Source organism: Nocardia sp. NPDC003979 (assembly GCF_053605015.1).
In genome coordinates this window covers 1-19844 of record NZ_JBSGIJ010000036.1, presented here as the reverse complement: position 1 = coordinate 19844, position 19844 = coordinate 1, and the positions used below count along the sequence as shown (strand labels likewise).

The 19844-nt window shown below is 62.6% G+C and carries 17 protein-coding genes and 2 pseudogenes; 11 read left to right on the top strand and 8 right to left on the bottom strand.

Annotated features, from left to right (window positions below):
• Positions 1 to 28: 28 nt before the first annotated feature.
• The 5 genes and pseudogenes from ACWEVR_RS33270 to ACWEVR_RS33250 all read left to right on the top strand — a co-directional run.
• Positions 29 to 1083 (top strand): annotated as a pseudogene (locus ACWEVR_RS33270) (BtrH N-terminal domain-containing protein); the annotation flags it as partial.
• 93 nt (positions 1084 to 1176) lie between these two features.
• The gene (locus ACWEVR_RS33265) at positions 1177 to 2808 is read left to right on the top strand and encodes a long-chain fatty acid--CoA ligase (protein WP_019050205.1); all 1632 of its coding nucleotides are present in this window, start codon (positions 1177 to 1179) and stop codon (positions 2806 to 2808) included.
• Between the two features lie 282 nt (positions 2809 to 3090).
• Complete coding sequence (locus tag ACWEVR_RS33260; RefSeq protein ID WP_022565926.1) at positions 3091 to 3621, top strand: PaaI family thioesterase; 531 nt, start codon at positions 3091 to 3093, stop codon at positions 3619 to 3621.
• Positions 3618 to 4139, top strand: a complete 522-nt coding sequence (locus ACWEVR_RS33255; RefSeq protein WP_198041206.1) for a cytochrome P450 family protein — start codon at positions 3618 to 3620, stop codon at positions 4137 to 4139. Before ACWEVR_RS33260 ends, ACWEVR_RS33255 begins: the two co-directional genes overlap by 4 nt.
• An 11-nt stretch (positions 4140 to 4150) precedes the next feature.
• Entirely contained in the window at positions 4151 to 4879 is a 729-nt protein-coding gene (locus tag ACWEVR_RS33250) for a cytochrome P450 family protein (RefSeq protein WP_198041205.1), read from the top strand.
• A gap of 1707 nt (positions 4880 to 6586) precedes the next feature.
• Here ACWEVR_RS33250 and ACWEVR_RS33245 read toward each other — a convergent pair.
• Together ACWEVR_RS33245 and ACWEVR_RS33240 are read right to left on the bottom strand one after the other, a co-directional pair.
• Positions 6587 to 8221, bottom strand: coding sequence for an MFS transporter (locus tag ACWEVR_RS33245; protein ID WP_022565922.1), 1635 nt, complete (start codon positions 8219 to 8221; stop codon positions 6587 to 6589).
• A gap of 61 nt (positions 8222 to 8282) precedes the next feature.
• Complete coding sequence (locus ACWEVR_RS33240; protein WP_074965659.1) at positions 8283 to 8618, bottom strand: DUF4873 domain-containing protein; 336 nt, start codon at positions 8616 to 8618, stop codon at positions 8283 to 8285.
• Between the two features lie 266 nt (positions 8619 to 8884).
• Here ACWEVR_RS33240 and ACWEVR_RS33235 point away from each other — a divergent pair, with 266 nt between their 5' ends.
• The 5 genes from ACWEVR_RS33235 (at position 8885) to ACWEVR_RS33215 (ending at position 14374) form a co-directional block, all read left to right on the top strand.
• Positions 8885 to 9871 carry an AurF N-oxygenase family protein gene (locus ACWEVR_RS33235; protein WP_051719633.1) on the top strand — a complete coding sequence of 329 codons (987 nt, stop codon included), beginning with the start codon at positions 8885 to 8887 and terminating at the stop codon, positions 9869 to 9871.
• Positions 9872 to 9979: 108 nt separating this feature from the next.
• On the top strand, positions 9980 to 11578 hold the full coding sequence (locus ACWEVR_RS33230; protein ID WP_452470153.1) for a flavin-containing monooxygenase: 1599 nt from the start codon (positions 9980 to 9982) through the stop codon (positions 11576 to 11578).
• Positions 11575 to 12432, top strand: coding sequence for an SDR family NAD(P)-dependent oxidoreductase (locus ACWEVR_RS33225; RefSeq protein WP_280303040.1), 858 nt, complete (start codon positions 11575 to 11577; stop codon positions 12430 to 12432). The genes ACWEVR_RS33230 and ACWEVR_RS33225 overlap by 4 nt, the downstream gene beginning before the upstream one ends.
• A 61-nt stretch (positions 12433 to 12493) precedes the next feature.
• Entirely contained in the window at positions 12494 to 13537 is a 1044-nt protein-coding gene (locus ACWEVR_RS33220; protein WP_022565917.1) for a ferredoxin--NADP reductase, read from the top strand.
• Positions 13538 to 13735: 198 nt separating this feature from the next.
• Complete coding sequence (locus ACWEVR_RS33215) at positions 13736 to 14374, top strand: TetR/AcrR family transcriptional regulator (protein ID WP_019050212.1); 639 nt, start codon at positions 13736 to 13738, stop codon at positions 14372 to 14374.
• Positions 14375 to 15005: 631 nt separating this feature from the next.
• Here the strand turns inward: ACWEVR_RS33215 and ACWEVR_RS33210 are convergent.
• The 4 genes and pseudogenes from ACWEVR_RS33210 to ACWEVR_RS33195 form a co-directional block, all read right to left on the bottom strand.
• Positions 15006 to 15419, bottom strand: a complete 414-nt coding sequence (locus tag ACWEVR_RS33210) for a DUF302 domain-containing protein (RefSeq protein WP_019050213.1) — start codon at positions 15417 to 15419, stop codon at positions 15006 to 15008.
• Positions 15420 to 15446: 27 nt separating this feature from the next.
• A complete protein-coding gene (locus tag ACWEVR_RS33205) occupies positions 15447 to 15686 on the bottom strand; it encodes a YgaP-like transmembrane domain (protein ID WP_022565916.1) in 240 nt (79 codons plus the stop codon).
• A 48-nt stretch (positions 15687 to 15734) separates the two neighbouring features.
• The gene (locus ACWEVR_RS33200; RefSeq protein WP_019050215.1) at positions 15735 to 16004 is read right to left on the bottom strand and encodes a metal-sensitive transcriptional regulator; all 270 of its coding nucleotides are present in this window, start codon (positions 16002 to 16004) and stop codon (positions 15735 to 15737) included.
• A gap of 83 nt (positions 16005 to 16087) precedes the next feature.
• Positions 16088 to 18247 (bottom strand): annotated as a pseudogene (locus ACWEVR_RS33195) (MMPL family transporter).
• On the opposite strand from ACWEVR_RS33195, the gene ACWEVR_RS33190 reads away from it, so the two are divergent.
• Entirely contained in the window at positions 18201 to 18680 is a 480-nt protein-coding gene (locus ACWEVR_RS33190; protein WP_019050217.1) for a mycothiol-dependent nitroreductase Rv2466c family protein, read from the top strand. The pseudogene ACWEVR_RS33195 and the gene ACWEVR_RS33190 overlap by 47 nt on opposite strands.
• Positions 18681 to 18863: 183 nt before the next feature.
• Here ACWEVR_RS33190 and ACWEVR_RS33185 read toward each other — a convergent pair whose 3' ends face one another.
• Positions 18864 to 19559, bottom strand: coding sequence for a cytochrome c oxidase assembly protein (locus tag ACWEVR_RS33185; protein ID WP_280305952.1), 696 nt, complete (start codon positions 19557 to 19559; stop codon positions 18864 to 18866).
• A 106-nt stretch (positions 19560 to 19665) separates the two neighbouring features.
• Positions 19666 to 19844: DUF2243 domain-containing protein (locus tag ACWEVR_RS33180; RefSeq protein ID WP_019050218.1), on the bottom strand; the 179-nt coding region annotated here is incomplete at its 5' end.

Sequence of the window (19844 nt, the reverse complement as noted above, 5' to 3'; positions counted from 1 at the left end):
GCCCCCTCATTCACCCGAAAGGATTCACATGCCCCGCAGGACCCTGGTCGATGACTACCCGCACAAGATGGGGGGACACAGCGGTTCTGGCGCTATGCGGGATCTTCTGCATTGGCATGGACTGGGGTGGGATGGGCCGCCCGACGAAGGTCTGGTGTTCGCTCTCGGCGGCGCACTGGGGTTATCGTACCTCCGGTCAAGCGACCTCGTTCCACCGCTGTACCTGGTAGGACGAGGCGCCGACTTCGAAATTGATCTGCCCCGCCGACTCGGCGCGCAAGTCCAGGTTCTCACGACCGATGATCCCCGAGAGGGTGGTCATGGGTTCTCGACGAGCTCGAAGCAGGCAGACCCAGCCTGGTATGGGGAGATATCGGTGAGTTGCCGTACCTCCGCGTCCAGTTCCAGATGAGTCGCCACGACATCGTCGTGATCGGTCACGACGAGGCCGAGGGGATCGCCTTTGTCGTAGACAATGACCGCGCCGAGGTGCAGAAAGTCCCGCTCGATGCACTGGCTCGGGCGCGGTCCTCGAAGTCTTTCCCGCAACCGACGCGCCACTGTACATACCGCATCAGCTGGCCGAGTGCGCTGCCGGACGTGGCGGAAGTAGCGGCGGAGGCATTTCGACAGTCCGCAGCCGGAATGCGCCGCCCATCGCAACCCGGGATCGTCGATCTCAGGGCAGCGGCATCCGGTGCGGAGGGCTTGGCCGCGGCGGTGCAGCTGGCGGCCGACATTCAGACCTGGGCCGATCTTCCGGTGGACGACCTCGAGACTCTCCTGTTCAGCCTGAGCGCTTTCATTGAGAAGGCAGGTACTGGCGGCGGGCTGTTCCGCCGATTGCTAGCCGATGGCTGCGCAGATGTCGCTCGTCTGACCGGGGACTCCGCCACCGCTCAACTCGCCGTAGCGGCCAGCCGTTGTGCGCAGGCGTGGACCGCCACTGCGCGTGCCGGTATCCGCCGCGACGTTGATATACGAGTTCGCCTGGCCGGGGTGGCCTCGGCCGCTAGCCAACTACCAGAGCTGGAGACGGACCTGGTCGCGTCCCTGGAGGCTGCTTCCAGTTCGCTGACGGCTGGGATCGCTGACAGCAGCCCCATGTCGCCGGCCAGCGGCGAATCAACCCCCAGATCGCCTACGTTCGAAGACACTCTTGAATGAGGAAATGCTATGCAGAGCACGATGATGAACGTCCCGTTGACGACCGCGGCGATTCTGCGCCACGGCTCGAGTGTGCACGGCTCGGCGACCGTGCGGACTTTGCAACTTGACGGAAGCGTGAAGGTTGCTACGTTCTCCGAAATCGGACGGAGGTCCGCTCAGTTGGCCAACGCATTGCGGGCTTGCGGGATCACAGGCGATGAGCGCGTCGCGACCCTCATGTGGAACAACCAGGAGCACGTGGAGGCCTACTGCGCAGTGCCCTCGATGGGAGCGGTGCTGCATACCCTGAATCTACGGCTCGCCTCCGATCAGCTTGTTTACATCGGTAACCACGCTCAGGACCAAGTCGTGATTGTCGATGGAAGCCTAGTACCCATGATGGCCTCAGTGTTGCTGCAGCTCACTAGCGTGCATACCATCGTTGTCACCGGAGATGTGGACCTTACCCCGCTGCACCGTGAGGGACTGACAGTCGTTGATTACGAGGAGTTCATCTCCGCCCAGCCCGAGACGTTCGACTGGCCAGACCTCGACGAGCAGTCTGCGGCCGCGGCCTGTTACACCTCTGGCACCACCGGCGACCCCAAAGGTGTCGCCTATAGCCACCGGTCGACTTACCTCCACTCGATGGCGGCCTGCGCCGCCGACGGACTGAGCGTGAGCAGCGATGACCGAATCCTCCCCATCGTCCCGATGTTCCACGCGAACGCCTGGGGGCTGGTCTACGCCGCACTCATGGCGGGTGCCGACTTGCTCATGCCTGACCGGTTCCTACAAGCCGAGCCGCTCGTGCGGCTGATCGACGTCCACAAGGCAACCATCGCCGGGGCAGTCCCGACCATCTGGAACGACGTCTTGGACTTCCTGGATTCCCACCCCAGCTACGACATCTCGTCTCTAGGCCTGGTCGCTTGCGGTGGCTCAGCTGTACCCGTTCATCTGATGAAGGCCTTCGAAGAGAGGTACAACGTACAGGTTGTACAGGCGTGGGGAATGACCGAGACCTCGCCACTAGCGGCTGTCGCGCGGCCGCCGGCGTCGCTCGACGCCCAGGAGCGGTGGCGTCTGCGAGCGACCCAAGGTCGTCCGGTTGCAGGAGTCGAGCTGAGGATCGTCGACGACGGAGGCAATGAGCTCCCGCACGACGGCGAAGCCGTCGGTGAGTTGCAAGTGCGCGGACCTTGGATTACCGGCTCGTACATCGGCGAAGAGGATGGCGGGGATAAGTTCCAGGACGGCTGGTTGCGCACCGGCGATGTCGGCCGGATCGACGAACGCAGCTTTGTCACGCTGACCGACCGCACCAAGGACGTGATCAAGTCCGGCGGGGAGTGGATCTCCTCGGTCGAGCTCGAACTTCTGCTCGCCGGTCACCCCGACGTGCTCGAGGCATCAGTAATCGGGGTCCCGGATGAGAAGTGGCAGGAACGCCCCCTCGCTGTGATCGTCGTACGCGACGGGCGGCAAGTAACACCTGCCCAACTGCGTGACTTCCTCGACGGCAAGGTCGCCACGTGGTGGCTGCCTGAGCGCTGGAGCTTCACCGCAGAGGTGCCCAAGACCTCGGTCGGCAAGTTCGATAAGAAGCGGTTGCGCACCCTGCATGCGAACGGCGAGCTGACCGTCGTCGAGATTTAGGAATTATCTCCATGCCTGGTCCTGAGTAGGACGGAACAGGACATTGATACCCATAGTGCGAAGCTTTCGCGACACCGGCGACATTACCGTGCACGTCGACATCGGCGAAAGGCTGCAAATGAAGATGGGAGTCACCTCCCAGTGCACGGCACGTTTCGCGCCGGTGGTGGTGGAATGGGGCCACCGGCTGCGCACCCCCTCTGGCGTGCGCGATATGTATTTGCATAGTGGTCACGCTCGAGATCGGTGTTGGGTGCGGCTTCATCGACAGGAAGGCTGACCATGAGCAATCTATCGGACACGGGCGGCAGGTCGTCCGATCCTGACTTGGAGGAATGGGTGCGTTCGTTCCGACTTTTGGAACCTCGATCGACTGAGTTGCCTCCCCACCATCCCAACTGTCTCGGTTGTGGACCGGCCAACCCGCATGGGCATTTTCTGACGGCCCAGCGCTGCGCAGGCGGCGTGGTCGCTCACCACCGATTCGATCGACGTCATGTAGGAGCGCCCGGAATAGTGCACGGGGGCGCTGTGGCGACAGTAGTCGACGACCTATTCGGTTTCCTGCTATACACCGTCGGCGAACTCGCCGTGACGCGCCATCTCGACCTCGACTATCTTGCTCCGGTTCAGCTCGACACTCCCTACGCCCTACACGCCGAACTACGGTCTCGAGATGGCCGGAAATTACATCTCGGGGCCAGAATCGAGGATGCAGGGGGACATTTGGTTGTCACGGCCACAGCACTGTTCATTGTGGTCGATGTCAAACATTTCTTGCAGTCGCCGGTGAGTGCAAGGAGACAGGCATGACTGTACCGAGCGAGCGAGCACTGCTCCTGGATGCCTTGCTAACCGATCACGGCTCGGCCGGACCTTACGAGGCGTTCCGGCGGCTGCGCCAGACGCAACCAGTGTTGGTTACACGATCGGGCGTGCTGGTATTGAGCCGCTACGACGATTGCGCGGCGGCGCTCCGCGACCGCAGCCTCGGCAAGGCCGACGAGTCGCTGGGCTTCGGCTTGTCCGACATTCCTGAAGAGCTGCACCATCAGGCCATGCACCGGTTCCGACGCACCATGCTGTTCCGCAACCCTCCTGACCACCACCGGCTGCGTCGGTTGGTCGCCGACGTGTTCACCCCGAGGCACATCGACGAGTTGCGCGGCCGCATCGTCACACAGGTCAATCACTTGCTCAATGTCATGGAAGCACGGGTCTCCGTCGACATCATCAACGATCTGGCGCTCCCGCTGCCCGTGAATGTGATTGGAGATCTACTCGGGGTGCCCTTTACTGATAGAGCGGTAGCAGCACTGATAGAGCGGTAGCAGCCCCACTGGTGCGGGCCCTGCTGGCCTCGCTCGAACCCGGTGCCGATATCGCAGCCTTGACAGCAGCCTGCGACGCCGAAGACCAACTTGCCGCATATTTCGCTGACCTGTTGGCGGTCAAACGCGCCCGCCCTACCGATGACCTACTGAGCCGGCTCGCCGTCGCGAATGGCGACGACATCCTAGACGACGACGAATGCGTCGGCACCGCGATTCTTTTGTTTGCGGCAGGGTTCGAGACCACCACGAACCTGATCGGCAACGGCGTCGCCGCGCTGCTCGCCCACCCTGACCAAATGCGCGAACTTCGTGCCAGGCCAGAGTTGGCGAGCAACGCAGTCGAAGAACTATTGCGCTATGAGTCCCCCGTCCAGACCAACGGGCGTACGGTGCTCCAGCCGACGCGACTGGCGGGAGTTGATTTACATCCCGGTCAGGTCGTACTGATCCTGCTTGGGGGCAGCCAACAGAGACCCGGATCGGTTCGACGACCCCGACAGTCTCGACATCACCCGAACCGGGGTCCCGCCATTGTCGTTCGGGGCCGGCATCCATTTCTGCCTCGGCGCACCGCTTGCACGGCTCGAAGGGGCAATATTGTTCCCGCTCCTGGCGTCCCGATTTCCCGATCTTCGGCTGGTCGAGCAGCCCCGCTGGCGCACCGGGCTGTCTTTTCGCGGACTTTCGACCTTGAAGGTGGTCACCGCATAAGTCGTTGGTTCATCGGACAGAGTTGATCCGGCAAACAACAAGGCCCCTGGCGGCTTTGCCGATGAGCGCCTCCTAACGGCTGTCCATAATTCGTTCGACTAGCAGTGAGTATTGTTCTGGGGGTAGCCACTCGGCGGCTTATTCGATGATGGAGTTGATCTCCGGGCTGTGGCCACGCATGTTCGCTCGCCCGACCACACGGCTTCCGCACGAGGGCACCGACCGGTCGTTGCGGGGCCGACATCGGGAGTTGTGTTTCGAGGGCCGGGTGTTGCTGGTGGCCAGGTACTGCGGACGCATCTGACGATGCGTCAACCCGCGGCGGTATTCGGAATGGAAGCCGGCCAAAGCCCGGTGATCGACGACCTGGTATTACGTTGGCGCTGCGACCCCGGTCCGATCCCGCATGGTGTGGCGCTTACGGTGGTCAGCATCTGGTCCGACCTGCGACCGCACATTGCCGCACCGAGTAGGAACCACTGGTACTCGACCCACCATCTGGTCGCCAGCGACGCCCGATAACGAAGTCGTCGTCGTGATCGGACGTCCGTTGCACCGCAGGCCTGGACGGAATCCGGCCCGACGCCTGCCGCACCGCTATGGTCATCGCCGACGGCGGCTACCAGGGAACGGCCTCTTCATCCCGCACCGCCAGGCGCCCGGTGTCGGACTGCCGAAATGGAACAGGCCCACAACAAGTTCCACCGCTAGGTTTACGAGAAATCCCTGAGTAAACCACTCTTTGCCACGTACCGCAAACTGGCGATCGCGTGGGCAGTCGCGGACTACTTCCGCGGGCCGCTCACTTCCATCGATGCCAGGTTCAATTCCGGCCGAATCAGGGATCTGGCACTATTTCGTAATTCGACTGTGTGGGTTGCTCAGCCGCTCAGAAGGATTCGCCGAAGGTGGCGTCGCCTCTCACACAGCTCCTTGATGATCGCGGCAAACGAACGTGACCAGCGGGTGCGTCGAATCCGGGCTGGCGGTAGAGTCATGTCGAAGCGCCACTGGCCATTTGGGTCTATGCGAGCAGGTTCGGTCATAATTGGGGGCCCGATGATGTGAGCGGCATCGAGGAAGGCCTGATAGGCGCGGACGAGGTTCGGCTGACTTCGATAGCCGCAGGCGGTGATCGCGTCAAACAGCAGGGCGGCGTCGGGTGCATCCCTTATTCCACCGCTGAGGAGATGGGGCTTGAACTCGTAGATGATTCCTGGACCTCGGCGAAACGCTGCTGGCATCGGATCGCGACCCTGTCTTGGCGCAGACCTGGCTCGACCGGACCACGATGCAAGCCTGCGGAGACCTCGGCGATATCGGGTAGTTGCGGGGGCGTCATCGAGGCAGCCCGCCGCGGCGGTCAGGCAGTGTCGGCGGTGCGATAGCGTGTTCGAGGGCGTCACCGACGTTCTCCCAGATGTGCCACCGATCAGCGACCTGGAATCCTACTGGCTCCCCGCTGGCCACACCTCCGGAGTAGGGCTGTCACCCAATCCTGCAGGAGCCCCGAACGGCTCAGGCTCCAACCGGCTAGACCAGGAACGGGGCGCACTCTCGGGCCGGACACCACGACAACCGGGCAGTCACTCAGATCGGGCATGTGCCATTAGCCGACCACCCGAGCACGTCGGCGACGAGAGTTCATCACCAAAGTTCGCTCCCGACTGGCTGTTCTGCTGACGCCCTGAAGCGGTCCGCAAGTGTGAACGGATCCGGAAAGTGCGTTCGGCTTACCGTTGCGCCGGTTCAATGGTAGGCATTGACTCCAACCGCTTCCTCCGCGCACCACGCGTAAGCCGGAGGCGTCGCAGACGATTTCGACGGCCCCGGCGAACGCAACTGACTTTGTGGCCTTCGTCGACTGTGCGTCCAGGAGAGAGCGGGATGAGTATCAGCGCGCCTGCGAGGCTGATCACGGCCAGCGCGAACGCGGAGTGTTCCACTCCATCCCAGAAGGCGGCTTTCGCATACTCGGCGAGGGGCTCTCCCGCAGCCCCCGCGCGCTCAGCGACTTCGAGTGCACCAGCCAGCGAACTCCGCACCGGGTCGCGAGCAGGCTCAGGAAGGCGGGGTAACACCTCCGCGATCTTCGACGTGTAGTTCGCCGACAGGATGCTGCCGGCGACGGCGACACCGACTGCGGCGCCGATCTCTCGAGTTGCGTCGTTGACCGCAGCTGATACCCCGTGTTTCTCCAAGGGCGTGTCGAGCATGATCGCGTTGGTGGCGGGAGCGGCCGACATGCCCAGGCCAGCGCTCATGATCAGCAGCGGCCAGAGCGCATCGAGGTAAGACGAACCGGTGTCGAGGCGCTGGAGGGCCAACAAGCCGACTGCGATGGTAAGTAGCCCGGTCGTGGTCGTCACCCGGAGCCCCAGCCACGCGGCGATCATCGGTGAGACGAGAGACATCACGATGAGGGGAGCAACCATCGGGGCAAGCGCCAAGGCCGAGTGCAGGGGCGTGAACCCCAAGATGAGCTGGAAATGCTGCACCAGCAGGAACATCACACCGAAAGTCACGAGGAATTGAATGGTTATCGACAACGCACCGCTCGAGAAACCTCGGCGGCGGAACAGCCGTACATCAAGCAAGGGGTGCTCGACACGGAGTTCAGTGACGATGAAGGCCACGACACTCATTGCGCCGGTCGCTCCCATGGCGAAGACCCAGCCATCGGTCCAACCACGCGTCGGAGCCTCCATGACCGCGAATACCGTCGTCCCGATCGCCAGTACCACCAAGAACATGCCGCGAACCTCCAGCCGCGGGCATTCGGTGTCTTGTGAATCAGGGACGGTGAGACCAAGCACCAACAGCAGCAGTGCGACGACGGTCAGGCCGACGAAAATCGAGTGCCATGACCAACGTGTGAGGAGCAGACCGGATCCGACCATACCGATTACTCCGCCGGAACCGGCGACACCTGCCCACACCCCGACCGCGTACTCCCGTTTGTCCACCGGTAAGTTTGCGGTCAGCAGCGAGAGAGTCGCAGGCATGACAAAGGCGGCTCCGGCTCCCGCTACAGCCCTGGAGAGCATGAGCCATATCGGGGCGTCGACCAGCACGGGCACCAGAGAAGCGACCGCGAATACGGCCAAGCCTGCCGTCAGAACACGTCGACGGCCATATCTGTCGCCGATCGCTCCCCCTGGCAACACGAGGCAAGCAAGCACCAGCGTATAGCCGTCGACTATCCAGGTAAGCGCGTTTTGATCCGCGCCCGTGTCCAAGGCTATAGCGGGGAGCGCGGTATAGAGCGCTGCCATAGCCGCGACAACGAGAGCCACTGCGCCGCAGGTGACAATCATGGTCCAGGCTGCGGATCTTCGGGCGTCGAGCAGGTGTCCATAGCGGATCATGTCGGTTCCGGTTCCATTCGCAAGCGGCTGGTTGTCGCCGTCCGTCTTCGCGGTCCGTAGTTCAACTCGGCGTCGCCTCGACTTCGTCTAGTGATGACGGCGTGGGGTATGGCGGGCGACCGCGGCCTTGAATCCGATAGCGACCCCAGAAGTCTCGATCACCGATGGTTCCGGCAGCTTCGCCGGCAGAAGTCCGGACCACTACCGAACGTCGACGACCCTGCAGAAACTCGTCGAGAATGTCACTCTGTCCAACCCGCCCGTACCAGCAGAAGCGGCCATCGATGGGTTGGAAGAAGCCGCGCAGCTCGACCTGTACCTCGACTTCCGTGCTTGCCATGATCACCGTCGCGGACCCGATGTAGTCGGAGTCATCGTGCGGACTATGAGAATTCACTGTGGCTTCCTTCGCGTGATCGCCAGCCGACGCCTGCAACGGGATCCACCACACCAGCACTGCCGGTGTGGTGGGCCGACGTCGGAATCCGAGGGCGTTGACCGCTTGACAATCCGGTCTGCCGCAGTCAAAGTTACCTCATACCCCGAGTATCCGCTACCCATCGTTCGGGTAACTTTGGGCGGGAGTCCAAGCATTCCGACGGGGTGGCACACCGTGCCAGATACGCCGATGCCGTGCCATCGGCCGAGTCGAGAGATGGACAAATGACATCAAGCGAAGTACGAAGCCACAGCGCCGGGCCGATAGCCGTTACCACTGACGGCATGGCCCGCGTGAGTGGACGCCGACGCACCGATCTTCAACGATCGGCCGGGCGACTGCTCAAGACCTCTGCCGAGAAGTCCTATGACGCCGAGGTTGACATCGACTGGGATAGTCCATGGTGGCCGGATAAGGCATGGCTGCCCGAACACCGGGTGTCGCTCTTCGGCACCGAGATCTGGGACCGGCTCTCGGACGCACAGAAAGTTGAGCTGGGCAAGCATGAACTCGTGAGCATTCTCAGCTTCGGAATCTACGCTGAGAATCTGCTGAGCATGGCGTTGCTACGGCAGAACACCACAGGGGACCTCGTCGACAACAAGTCGCTGTACGCACTCGCCGAAGTTGGCGACGAGAGCCGCCACTCCATGATGTTCGCGCGCTTGATTGCCAAAACGGGCATCCCGCCCTACAAGCTCCCGCGCGGGTTCCTTTCGATGGCGAAGATCCTGCACTTCATCCCGCTGGGGCCGTCCATTCAGGGTGCGACGCTGTTGATCGAGGAGATCCTCGATAGGGCCCAGCGCGAGGCGATGAATGACGAGCGTCTACAGCCACAGGTCCGGCAGTTGATGAAGATCCATGTACTCGAGGAGGCACGCCACATCACGTTCGCGCGAACCGAACTTGTCGATGGCATGCGCGTACGGGGGCGAGTCTCGAGAGCATGGCATCGCGGCGTGCTCGCGGTCGTCGCAAACTTGGCTTATCCGATCTTGATTAACCCGAAGCTGTATCGTGTCGTCGGCGTGCATCCACTACGTGGGTTCTTGGCGTGCCAGTCCGGTCCACACTACCGGGAGAATTTGCAGTTCATGTCCGAGCCGATGATCCGGTTCTTTGACGAGGCCGGCATGATCGAAGGGCGCATCACAATGTTCCTGTGGCGTCTGTCCAGGAGCCTCCCCGAGGATATCGCCCAGCGGTGAGCAGCCCAGTCCGGCGAAAACACAAGCGCACGGACGTGGCGAGGAATTTCGCACGACACATGAATTTGCGGCTAGCACTGGGCGAGCCGCACCGGCCAGAGGAAACCGATGAGCAAAAGTCGATCTGCCAAGTATGCACAAAAGTCCAATGGCTCGGGAGGTGACGGAGCGCGAATCACAGTCCACCGGGCGCAAGTCCTCATCGTCGGAAGCGGATTTTCGGGAATGGGGATGGCAATACAGTTGCTGAGAGCGGGAATAGATGATTTCCTAATTATCGAGAAAGAGACCGAGATCGGCGGAACATGGCGCGACAACACGTATCCGGGCTGCGCATGTGACGTTCCTTCGCATATGTACTCGTACTCCTTCGAACCCAAACCGGACTGGAGTCGGCTCTGGGCAGGGCAGGGCGAGATCCAGAACTATCTCACCGGGCTAGCACGCAAGTACGATCTGTATCGGTACACTCATTTTGGTCGGACACTGCAATCCGGACATTGGGATCCCGATGATTCCGCCTGGCATCTGGTCACATCCGACGGCCACGAGTACATCGCCCAGTTCCTAGTCTCAGGAGTCGGAGCGCTACACATACCGAGCATCCCTACAATTGACGGGCAGAAGAACTTCAACGGCACGGTCTTTCATTCGGCGCAGTGGGATCATGATTGCTCATTGGCGGGCAAGAAGGTCGCCGTGATCGGCACCGGAGCCAGTGCGATTCAGTTCATTCCCGAGATTGCCAAGGAAGCCGCTGAACTGCACGTATACCAGCGGACGCCAGCATGGGTACTACCAAGGAAGAATGTCAAGATTCCGGAATCTATCCGGGCGGCATTCGCCAGGATGCCGATTCTTGCGAAGGCAGTGCGGGCGGCTGTCTACTGGTCAGCAGAATCGTTGTCAATGGGCCTCAATGGCCACCTCAACCTCATGCGCCCACTTGAGAGCATTGCCAAGTGGAACATCGCACAGGGAATCGATGATCCCGTGTTGCGCGGTAAACTCACGCCTAGCTATCGCATCGGATGTAAGCGGATTCTCGGCTCGAGTGACTACTATCCAGCACTGAATCGACCAACCACAACCGTCATCACCGAAGGTATCTCTGAGATAACCGAGGACGCGATCGTGTCACGGAACGGCGAGAAGCGTCCAGCGGATGTGATCATCTACGCGACCGGATTCCATGTGACCGACGGGTTTGAAAGCCTTCGCCTCAAGGGCTCGTCCGGCAGGGAACTCGCAACGGTTTGGTCGGACGAAGGGATCCAGACGCACCTCGGCATCACCACCGCCGGATTCCCCAATCTCTTCTTCCTACTCGGCCCCAACACGGGGCTGGGCCATAACTCCGTAGTCTTTATGATTGAATGCCAGATCAGATACATTATCTCGGCGATCGATCTTGTCAACAAACGTGGCGCAGCTGCGCTAGAAGTACGCGAGCCGGTCCAGCGGAAATTCAACTCCGAAATTCAGGCCAAGCTGGTCAAGGGAGTCTGGAGTAGCGGCGGGTGTACAAGTTGGTACCTCGACGCACAGGGTGTCAACCGAACTGTTTGGCCGGGCTTCACATGGCAATACTGGCGGCGCACTCGCAAACTGGCGCCGGCGGATTTCGGATTTATCGGCGACTTGGCCGGTACACAATACACCGCCGACCTCTCGAAGGCGCTCGAAAAGGGGAACCTTCCGAAATGAAATACTTCAGAGACCGGGTGGTCTCGGTAACGGGGGGCGGTTCGGGCATCGGCCGCGCCGTCGCAATTCGGCTCGCTGGCGACGGCGCCCGGCTCGCGATCGCTGATATCGACGCGGAACGCGCACAGGAGACCGCCGCTGTTTGCAGTTCGCTTGGTGCAGAATGCCGACCCTATGAGCTCGATGTAGCCAATCGTCACGCATTCCAGGATTACCGGAACCGCGTCCTGGCGGAATTCGGATCGATCAGCATGGTCGTCAATAACGCGGGCGTTGCGCTAGGCGCCGATGTAGTGGACATGGAATGGATCGACTTCGAATGGTTGATGGGCATCAATTTCTGGGGTGTGGTTAACGGAACAAAACTATTTCTTCCGGATCTGATTGATTCAGGTGACGGCCACGTTGTCAATGTTTCGAGCGTTTTCGGGCTGATGGCCATACCCAGCCAGAGCGCGTACAACGCGTCCAAATTCGCTGTCCGAGGTTTCACCGAAGCGCTGCGTCAAGAGATGCGAATTAACCGCTTGCCCGTAGGTGTAACCTGCGTTCATCCCGGTGGCGTCCGGACCAATATCGTGCGGGATGCTCGGGGCGTCGGCACAATGGGCGATCAAAAGAAGATTGTTGCCGGATTCGATCGGATTGCTCTCACGACACCCGAAGGCGCTGCGGATTCAATCATTAAGGGCGTGCGTCGCAATAAGCCGCGCGTTCTCATCGGGCCTGACGCCCTCGGCTTCGATTTTATTACGCGGGCGGTAGGGCCACGGTACCAGGACCTCAACGCGCCTCTGGCCCGCCTCGGATTCGCGATAGGTCGCCGATACGGTCTGGTGAATTACAACATTTGATGCCGGACCGCCGGGCCATACGGACGTCCTAGAGTGACTGTCCAGCATCGAGGGAGATGGAATGTTCTCGAAGAAAAATATGCCATGTGAGCTCACTGTGTCCCGCGTGGTGCAGGAGACGCAGGATGCCGTCTCGATATGGTTTGACGTCCCGGAGCATCAATGGGCAACATTCTCGTACACTCCGGGACAGTTCCTTACGTTGCGCATTCCTGGGAGTGGCGAGAGGGAACCTGCAGCCCGTTGCTACTCGCTGTCGAGTTCTCCGCACACCGAGGACGAGCTGGCCGTAACAGTAAAACGCACAGCGGGTGGGTATGGATCCAACTGGCTGTGCGACAATATCACCACTGGCACTATCGTGTCCGTGCTACCGCCTAGCGGACACTTCACGCCGCAGGATCTGAATTCGGATATGGTACTGCTAGCAGCTGGCAGCGGCATCACGCCAATCATCTCAATTATCAAGTCAGCTCTGCTCGAGGGTGATGGCCATCTTGTGCTTTTCTATGCGAACCAGGACGCAGAGAGCGTAATTTTTGGCGAAGACCTTCGCTATATGGCGAAACAGTTTCCGGAACGGCTCATTCTCATAGAGTGGCTGGAGAGCGAGCGAGGACTCCCGGACCGAGAAACTCTCTCAGAACTCTGCAGCGCATATAAGAATCGAATGTACTTCGTGTGCGGTCCAGCGGCTTTCATGGACCTAGTGGGCGACGTAGCGCATCATGTCGGCATCCCGCATGGCAATCTCCATCGAGAAATTTTCCAATCTCTTCGTTCCGATCCGTTCGACACCGAAATTGGCGTCAAGCAGTCGATGACCACGGAGCAGGCACGTCTCGTGGTCTACCTGGATGGTGACCGTGCCGAGCTTCAATGGCCCAAGGATCTTACGCTCGTCGAAGTCCTGCTGAACGAGGGCTTTTCGCCGCCGTACTCGTGCCGCGAAGGCGGATGCGGCGCGTGCGTATGCAAGGTCATAGATGGTGACATACAGATGAGAGTGAACGACGTACTCGACGAGGACGACATCGAGGAGGGCGACCGCCTGGCTTGCCAGTCTCTACCGATCACCGATACCGTCATTGTGACATTCGGCTAACCGTCCACAACCAGCGGTGGCATCGCCAGAATCCAGGCGTTAACGGGCTGCCGACCTCGTGTACTTGTCCATCCGTGTAGCCCGTAGCGTAGGATCGGCATCGTGGCAGGCGCGCGACGGAAAATGTTGGAGGTCGGTAGCTCGGTGGTTCGGCGAGTTGACGCACGATCAAGCCGTTGGGAAGAGCATCGGGCCGTAGTGCGCGCGGAGCTGGTCGATGCCGCGTACCAAGCCTTCGCTAAATATGGCCCCGAGGCCAGCATGGACGATATCGCCCGGGAAGCAGGCGCAACAAAACCTAAGCTGTATCGCCACTTCAACGACAAACAGGGCCTCCGTGCCGCTGTGGTGGAGCGGGCGAAGGACCTCATGTGGACCAACATTCTCGATGCGGTCGACTTCGGATCCGAGCCGATCGGTAAAGTGATGAATCAGCTCGTCGAGCAATATACGCAATTGGTCGACGAGCACCGCAACGTTTTCAAATATCTCGTGCGGAGTCATTTTAGCGAGAGCTCATCAGAATCCGATCAGGCCCTGGAGGATGCACGCGAGCTCGCCGGTTTCATTGCTGGCCATTTCGCCGCCGTGTTGGAGAACGTTGGCGCGGACAGCACCGGCATAGATTTGGTCGTGCAGTCAATCATAGGGGCCAGCCTCTCCGCAACCGATTGGTGGATTGACTCGCAAGCCGACCCATCCGCGATGTCCCGCTCGGCCTTCCGGGATCATCTCAGCGCTATCATTTGGGGAATTATCGATGCGTCGTCACGAGCCCGGGGAATCCGAATCGATCCGACTGCGACGCTGCACACCGAGAATATTGGACTGCTCTAGGCGGATTTCGCAAGACAACGAAGTCTGATCAAAGGCCTACATTCCAGGCGTACCATCTCGGTCGCTTTGCCTTTACTTGCCAGGCCCAGCACGGCCGACGAGCAGGTTCAGGACCGCGCTGGGGTGCGGGGTCTGCTGCAGATTAGAAGGGATTTCGGGCTATAGCTACTGTAATTGCTGATGAGGGTTCTGGAAGGAAGCTGCGCTGCAATGTATCCAGCCCCATTGCTCACGTCATACCACCTCGCGTTGGCAATCATTCTATCATTTCCTTGATATTCAATTGCTTCAGTGCCAGTGGCTGATGCACCGGTGCTACATGTGAGTGCGATACGCATCCCACCGGGCCGGGCACCGGCAAGGACGCCATCGGTCCCGCTCTGCAACCAGTCACCACCGGTGCACTCGGAGTCCGAGGTCTCGAACCGGCGCGCTTGCTCGGCGGGTCGGTCGGAAATCCTAGGCTTGGCGAAGGCCGGAGTGAGATGTGGTGGGTGGTCTCACCGAGCGGCGTGCCAAGGTTATTCGGGTCGTCGATAATCGGCTCAGGGCCGTAGGGACGATCGGCTCGTTGGGAAGGCGCGGCAGTCTGGCGCAGTGACCGGGATAGACCGGGACGGTGGGCGTCATGTCAAATCCCCGTGGCCCCCAGCGCAGCCAGGGCTGCGCGCAGGCGGGTGGTGGCATCCTCGGCGACCGGATCGAGTGCGGGCTGACCGGTGACTGCGACCATGAACTGAGGGTTCATCGCTTCGACGATGATGGTGTCGGTGTCGGTGTCGGTGTCGGTGTCGGTCCGGTCGCGACGGACCACGACATTGCAGGGCAGCAGCAGCCCGATCTGGCGGTTGATCTCGACCGCTCGGTGGGCCAGGGGTGGGTTGCAGGCGCCGAGGATGCGGTAGTCCTCCATGTCGTGGCCGAGGGTGGCTTGCATGTCGATCTCGGTGAGGATGCCGAATCCTTGCTCGGCCAACGCGTCTCGGGTGCGTTCGAGCGCGTCGTCGAAGGTGGTGTGCAGCGTGGTCGACAGGGCCAGGTCCATTCGTGTGCTCCGATCCGAGGAGAGCGGTCAGGCGGTAGGGGTTGGGCAGGTCGTGTCGGTCAGACCGAATCGGCGCATCACCAGGGTGGCCGGGCACCAGCCCGCCGCGCTGTAGAGCAGCAAGTTCGCCCCGACCAGGGCGGCCAGGATCAGCCACCACGGAGACAGGGTCACACTCAGCAATACGCTGAGCAGGACCAGCGTCCCGGCCAGGGCCGGGACGAGGCGGGTGATGGTCCATCCGTGCGGTCGCGGTGGCAATGCCATCGGCGGGAGTCCTTCCAGTGTGCGTACCCGACCCCGCGCTGTGTGGGGTCAGGCTAGGGCGAGAAAGAGCTTTTCCAGTTCGTCGATGCTCATGGGCGCGGCCTCACCGTCGGGGGTTTCGGTGAGGCATTCGCGCAGGCCGGTGGCGACGATCTTGAATCCGGCGCGGTCGAGCGCTTTGGAGACCGCGGCGAGTTGGGTGACCACGTCCTTGCAGTCGCGCCCGTCCTCGATCATGGCGATCACCCCGGTGAGTTGGCCCTGGGCGCGGCGCAGTCTGTTGAGGACTTGCGTCATCGCCTCGTCGTTGGCGTTCATCGATGTTTCCCTTCTCGGATCCTCCCCAATATACCCCGTGGGGTATTGAGCGGGGGATCCGAGGAAGTGGGTTGGCCGGTGGTTCAGTGGTGAGCGAAGCTGATGGTGGGAAGCACCCGGGTCAGCCACGCCGGGCTCCACCAGGCAGCGTGCCCGGTCAGGCGCAGGATCACCGGCAGCAGCACCAGCCGCACCAGCAGTGCGTCGAGCAGGACCGCGACACCCAGGATGATGCCCATCTCCTTCGGGGGCAGCGGGTCGGCCAGGGCGAAGGTGAAGAACACCGCCACCATCACCGCCGCGGCGGCGAAGATGACCCGCCCCGAATGCGCGAGCCCGTCCAGGTGCGCGGCGTGCGGGTCGCCAGAGCGTTCGTAGTGTTCCTTGGCGGTGGCCAGCAAGAACACCGTGTAGTCCATCGCGATGGCGAAGATCATCGCGAAGAAGAACACCGGCCCCCACCCGTCCAGGAACCCCTGCGGGGTGAAGCCCAGCAGCTCGGCGCCGTGCCCGTCCTGGAAGATCAGCTTGGCCACCCCGAACGCGGCCGCGGTCGAGAGCAAGCTGACCAGGGTTCCCAAGGCCGCGATCAGCGGGGCCTGCAACGCGATCAGCAACAACACGAACCCGAGCACCAAGATGATGGCCACCACGATCGGCAGGTAGTCGTCGAGGGCTTATTTCAGGTCGAGGTTTTCCGCCGCCGCGCCACCGACCACCGCGTCGGCGGGCAGGTCGGCGCGCAACCGGTCCAGGATTTCGGCCATCTGTGGTGCCGAGGGATCGACTGCGGGCATGGCCTGCATCATCACCACATCAGCGCCGTCGGCGGCGGGCTGGGGCGGGGTGAGCATGACGATGCCGTCGCTGGCGCGCGCGATGGTCTCGCTGGCCGCCGCGTCGGCGGTCGGGCTGATGATCGAGAGCATGCCCGGAGCGCCGGACCCCATCTGCTCGGCGATCAGTTCATAGCCCTGGCGCACCGGCGCGTCGGTGGGCACGACCGCGATCGAGGGCATCGCGGTCTTGAGCCCGAACACCGGCGCGGCCAGCCCGATCAGGATGGCCAGTGCCACCGCGGCGAACGGCCACGGATGCTTGTGCAGGATCTGGGCCCAGCGCGCGAACACCGGCGAGCGGTGCTGCTGGCGGCGCGTGTAGGGCAGCGCGGCGGCGTTGATCTTGGTGCCTAGCGCGCCGAGGACGGCGGGCAGCAGGGTCAGGGTCGCGGCGAGGACGAACACCACCGCGAGCATGATCCTGACCGCCATGGTCCGCACGGCGGGAGCGGGCACGATCAGCACCGCCGACAAGCTCACCAGCACCGTCAGCCCTGAGAGCAGGACGGCTTTGCCTGCGGTGTCCATGGTTTCGGCGACCGCGGCGCGGGGATCGCCGGTGCGGGCCAGCGCGTCGCGGAAGCGCGCGACCAGGAACAGCGCGTAGTCGATGCCCAGGGCCAGGGCGAACATCATGGCGAAGTTCATCGCCCACACCGAGATCGGAGTGATCTGGTTCAGCAGCACCAACCCACCCGCGGAGGCCACCAAGCCCGCGAGGGTCAGCAACAGCGGCAGCCCGGCCGCGACCAGCGATCCGAACGCCAGCACCATGATCGCCAGGGTGACCGGCCACGACAGCATCTCGGCCTGGATCATCGCGTCGTGGTTGGCGACATTGAAATCGCTCCACAACGCCGACGCCCCGGTCGGATACACCTCGATGCCGTCTTTGGACAGCGCGGTCAACGAGTCTTTGTGCTCGTCGACGGCTTTGACCATGTCATCGGTGGAGGCATTGGCGCCCGCGATCACGATGCCGGTGTGTCTGTCAGGGCTGATCGTGAACCCCGGTTGCGGGGCGATCACCTGCCCGATCCGCTCGTCCCCGGCGAAGACCGCCGTGGCCTGCTCGACCACCCGTGCCATCGCCGGGGCACCGATGGTGGCGGTGTCGGAATGGATCACCACCTGCACCGCGGCCGAGGAGTTACCACCGAAGTGCTGCTGGGCGAGTTCACGGGCGCGGACCGATTCCGAGCCGTTGGCTTGCCACCCGGCCCCGGCCAGGGAGGTGAACACACTCGGCGCGGCGGCGCCCAGTGCGATCAGCACCAGCAGCCATATCCCGATCACTGCCCGGGTGCGCCCGGCCATGAACGCGCCCCACCGGCCCAGCAGTCCTGGCCCGGAGGTCGTGCCGGGTGGTTTCGCCGAGGCGGTATCGAGCTTCGTTTCGGTCATCGGGAGGGTCTTCGCCGCAGCCACCGCAACCGGCGGGCCCGAGGCGTTCGCGCGACTCTACGACACCGCCGGAAACCGGCTGCACACGCACGGCAACGACCTCGGGCCCACCGCGCTCGCCGAATCACTGTCCGACGCCGACATGGACCCGGCACTGGCCCAGTACCTGGACGACCCCGGTCTCGACAGCGCCGTCACCCGCTCACACCAGGCCAGCCAGAATGCCCTCGGAGGCACCGGCGGCAGTCCGATCATCGTCATCGACGGCCACGGTTTCCAGGGACCCGTCCTGACCGAAACCCCTGCCGCCGAGCAGGGCCCGGTCCTGCTCGAGGCGATGGTCACCGCAGCCACCACCCCGGGGTTCGCCGCCCTGCACCGCCCCTACCAAGGTCCCCCGAAAATCGAGACCACCACCGAGGCGGGCCGCTGATGTGCTCCCCCGTGCGATGCCAGACCTGCGCCAAGACCACCTGGTCGGGGTGCTGCGCCCACATCGACCGTGTCCGGGCCGGAGTCGAACCCGAACAGTGGTGCCCTGGCCACCCGCGCGTGCAGGCGGGCACACCGTGGTGGCGTCCCCGAAGAAAATGAGGACATCGGCGTCAGTGCGACGTCACCGGCTGCCATTGTTGTTGTCGCCGTAGTACATGGCGTTGAGCGCGCCCGGTCGCGAGGTACCACTGGCCGGCCAGGACCGCGGCGAGCGCGAGTTCGACAACGTCACCGCCGTAATACATGATCTGGGCGCCGAGCTGCACATCGCCGACAGCGAACGATGTTCCCGCCGGTCCGGAGGCATACAAGGTCTTGGCCAGATCGCATGCCCCGCGGCAGCCGCGACCAGCGTCGCCGCCCGCAGCAGCAGCGAGTACCGGTGCCGTACCGGCTCGAGCTGGGTCACCGCCGCGGAAAACAGCACCCCCGAGGCGAAGACGTGTACGAACACCACCGCATGCAGGCCCATCCGGTCATGCACGGCCGCGAACATGCCGGTGCGGTAGAGCAGCCATAATCCGCCGATATCGAGCACCGCCGCCACCGGCGGGAACATCAGCACCGCGACGACCCTAGACCGCACGATCCCGAGCAACCTGGCCCTGGCCGGTTTGCCCAACGCGCGGAGCGCGAGCGTGATCGGGCGAGCCAGCACCAGCGCCAGCGGCGCCACCATTCCCACCACCATGTGCGTGGCGAACGGTTCGCCCGGCAGCGGCGCGAGCGCCGCAACGATCAGCAGCACACCGCAGCTCAGAGCCGCGGCTGCCGGCCACCACGACCAGTGGTCACCGCGGGCCCGTAGCCGCCACACTGCCGCCAGATATGCACCGACGGCGGCGAGTACGAGCACAACGACGATCCCGGTCAGATACTCACCCGATACGTCGGGACTGTGATGTTCGTGCACGGCCCGGCCGCTATCGTGGCGCCGCCGCACCGCGGCGACGTGCTACACCCAACAGCAGTACGCCCACCACGAGCAGCAGCACGGCGATGACATTCCACGCCCAGTCGTAGGGTACGATGTCGACCTCATAGCGGATCTGGTGCAACCGCATCAGCTTGTGCTGAACGGTGCCGTCATAGAGCTCGAACC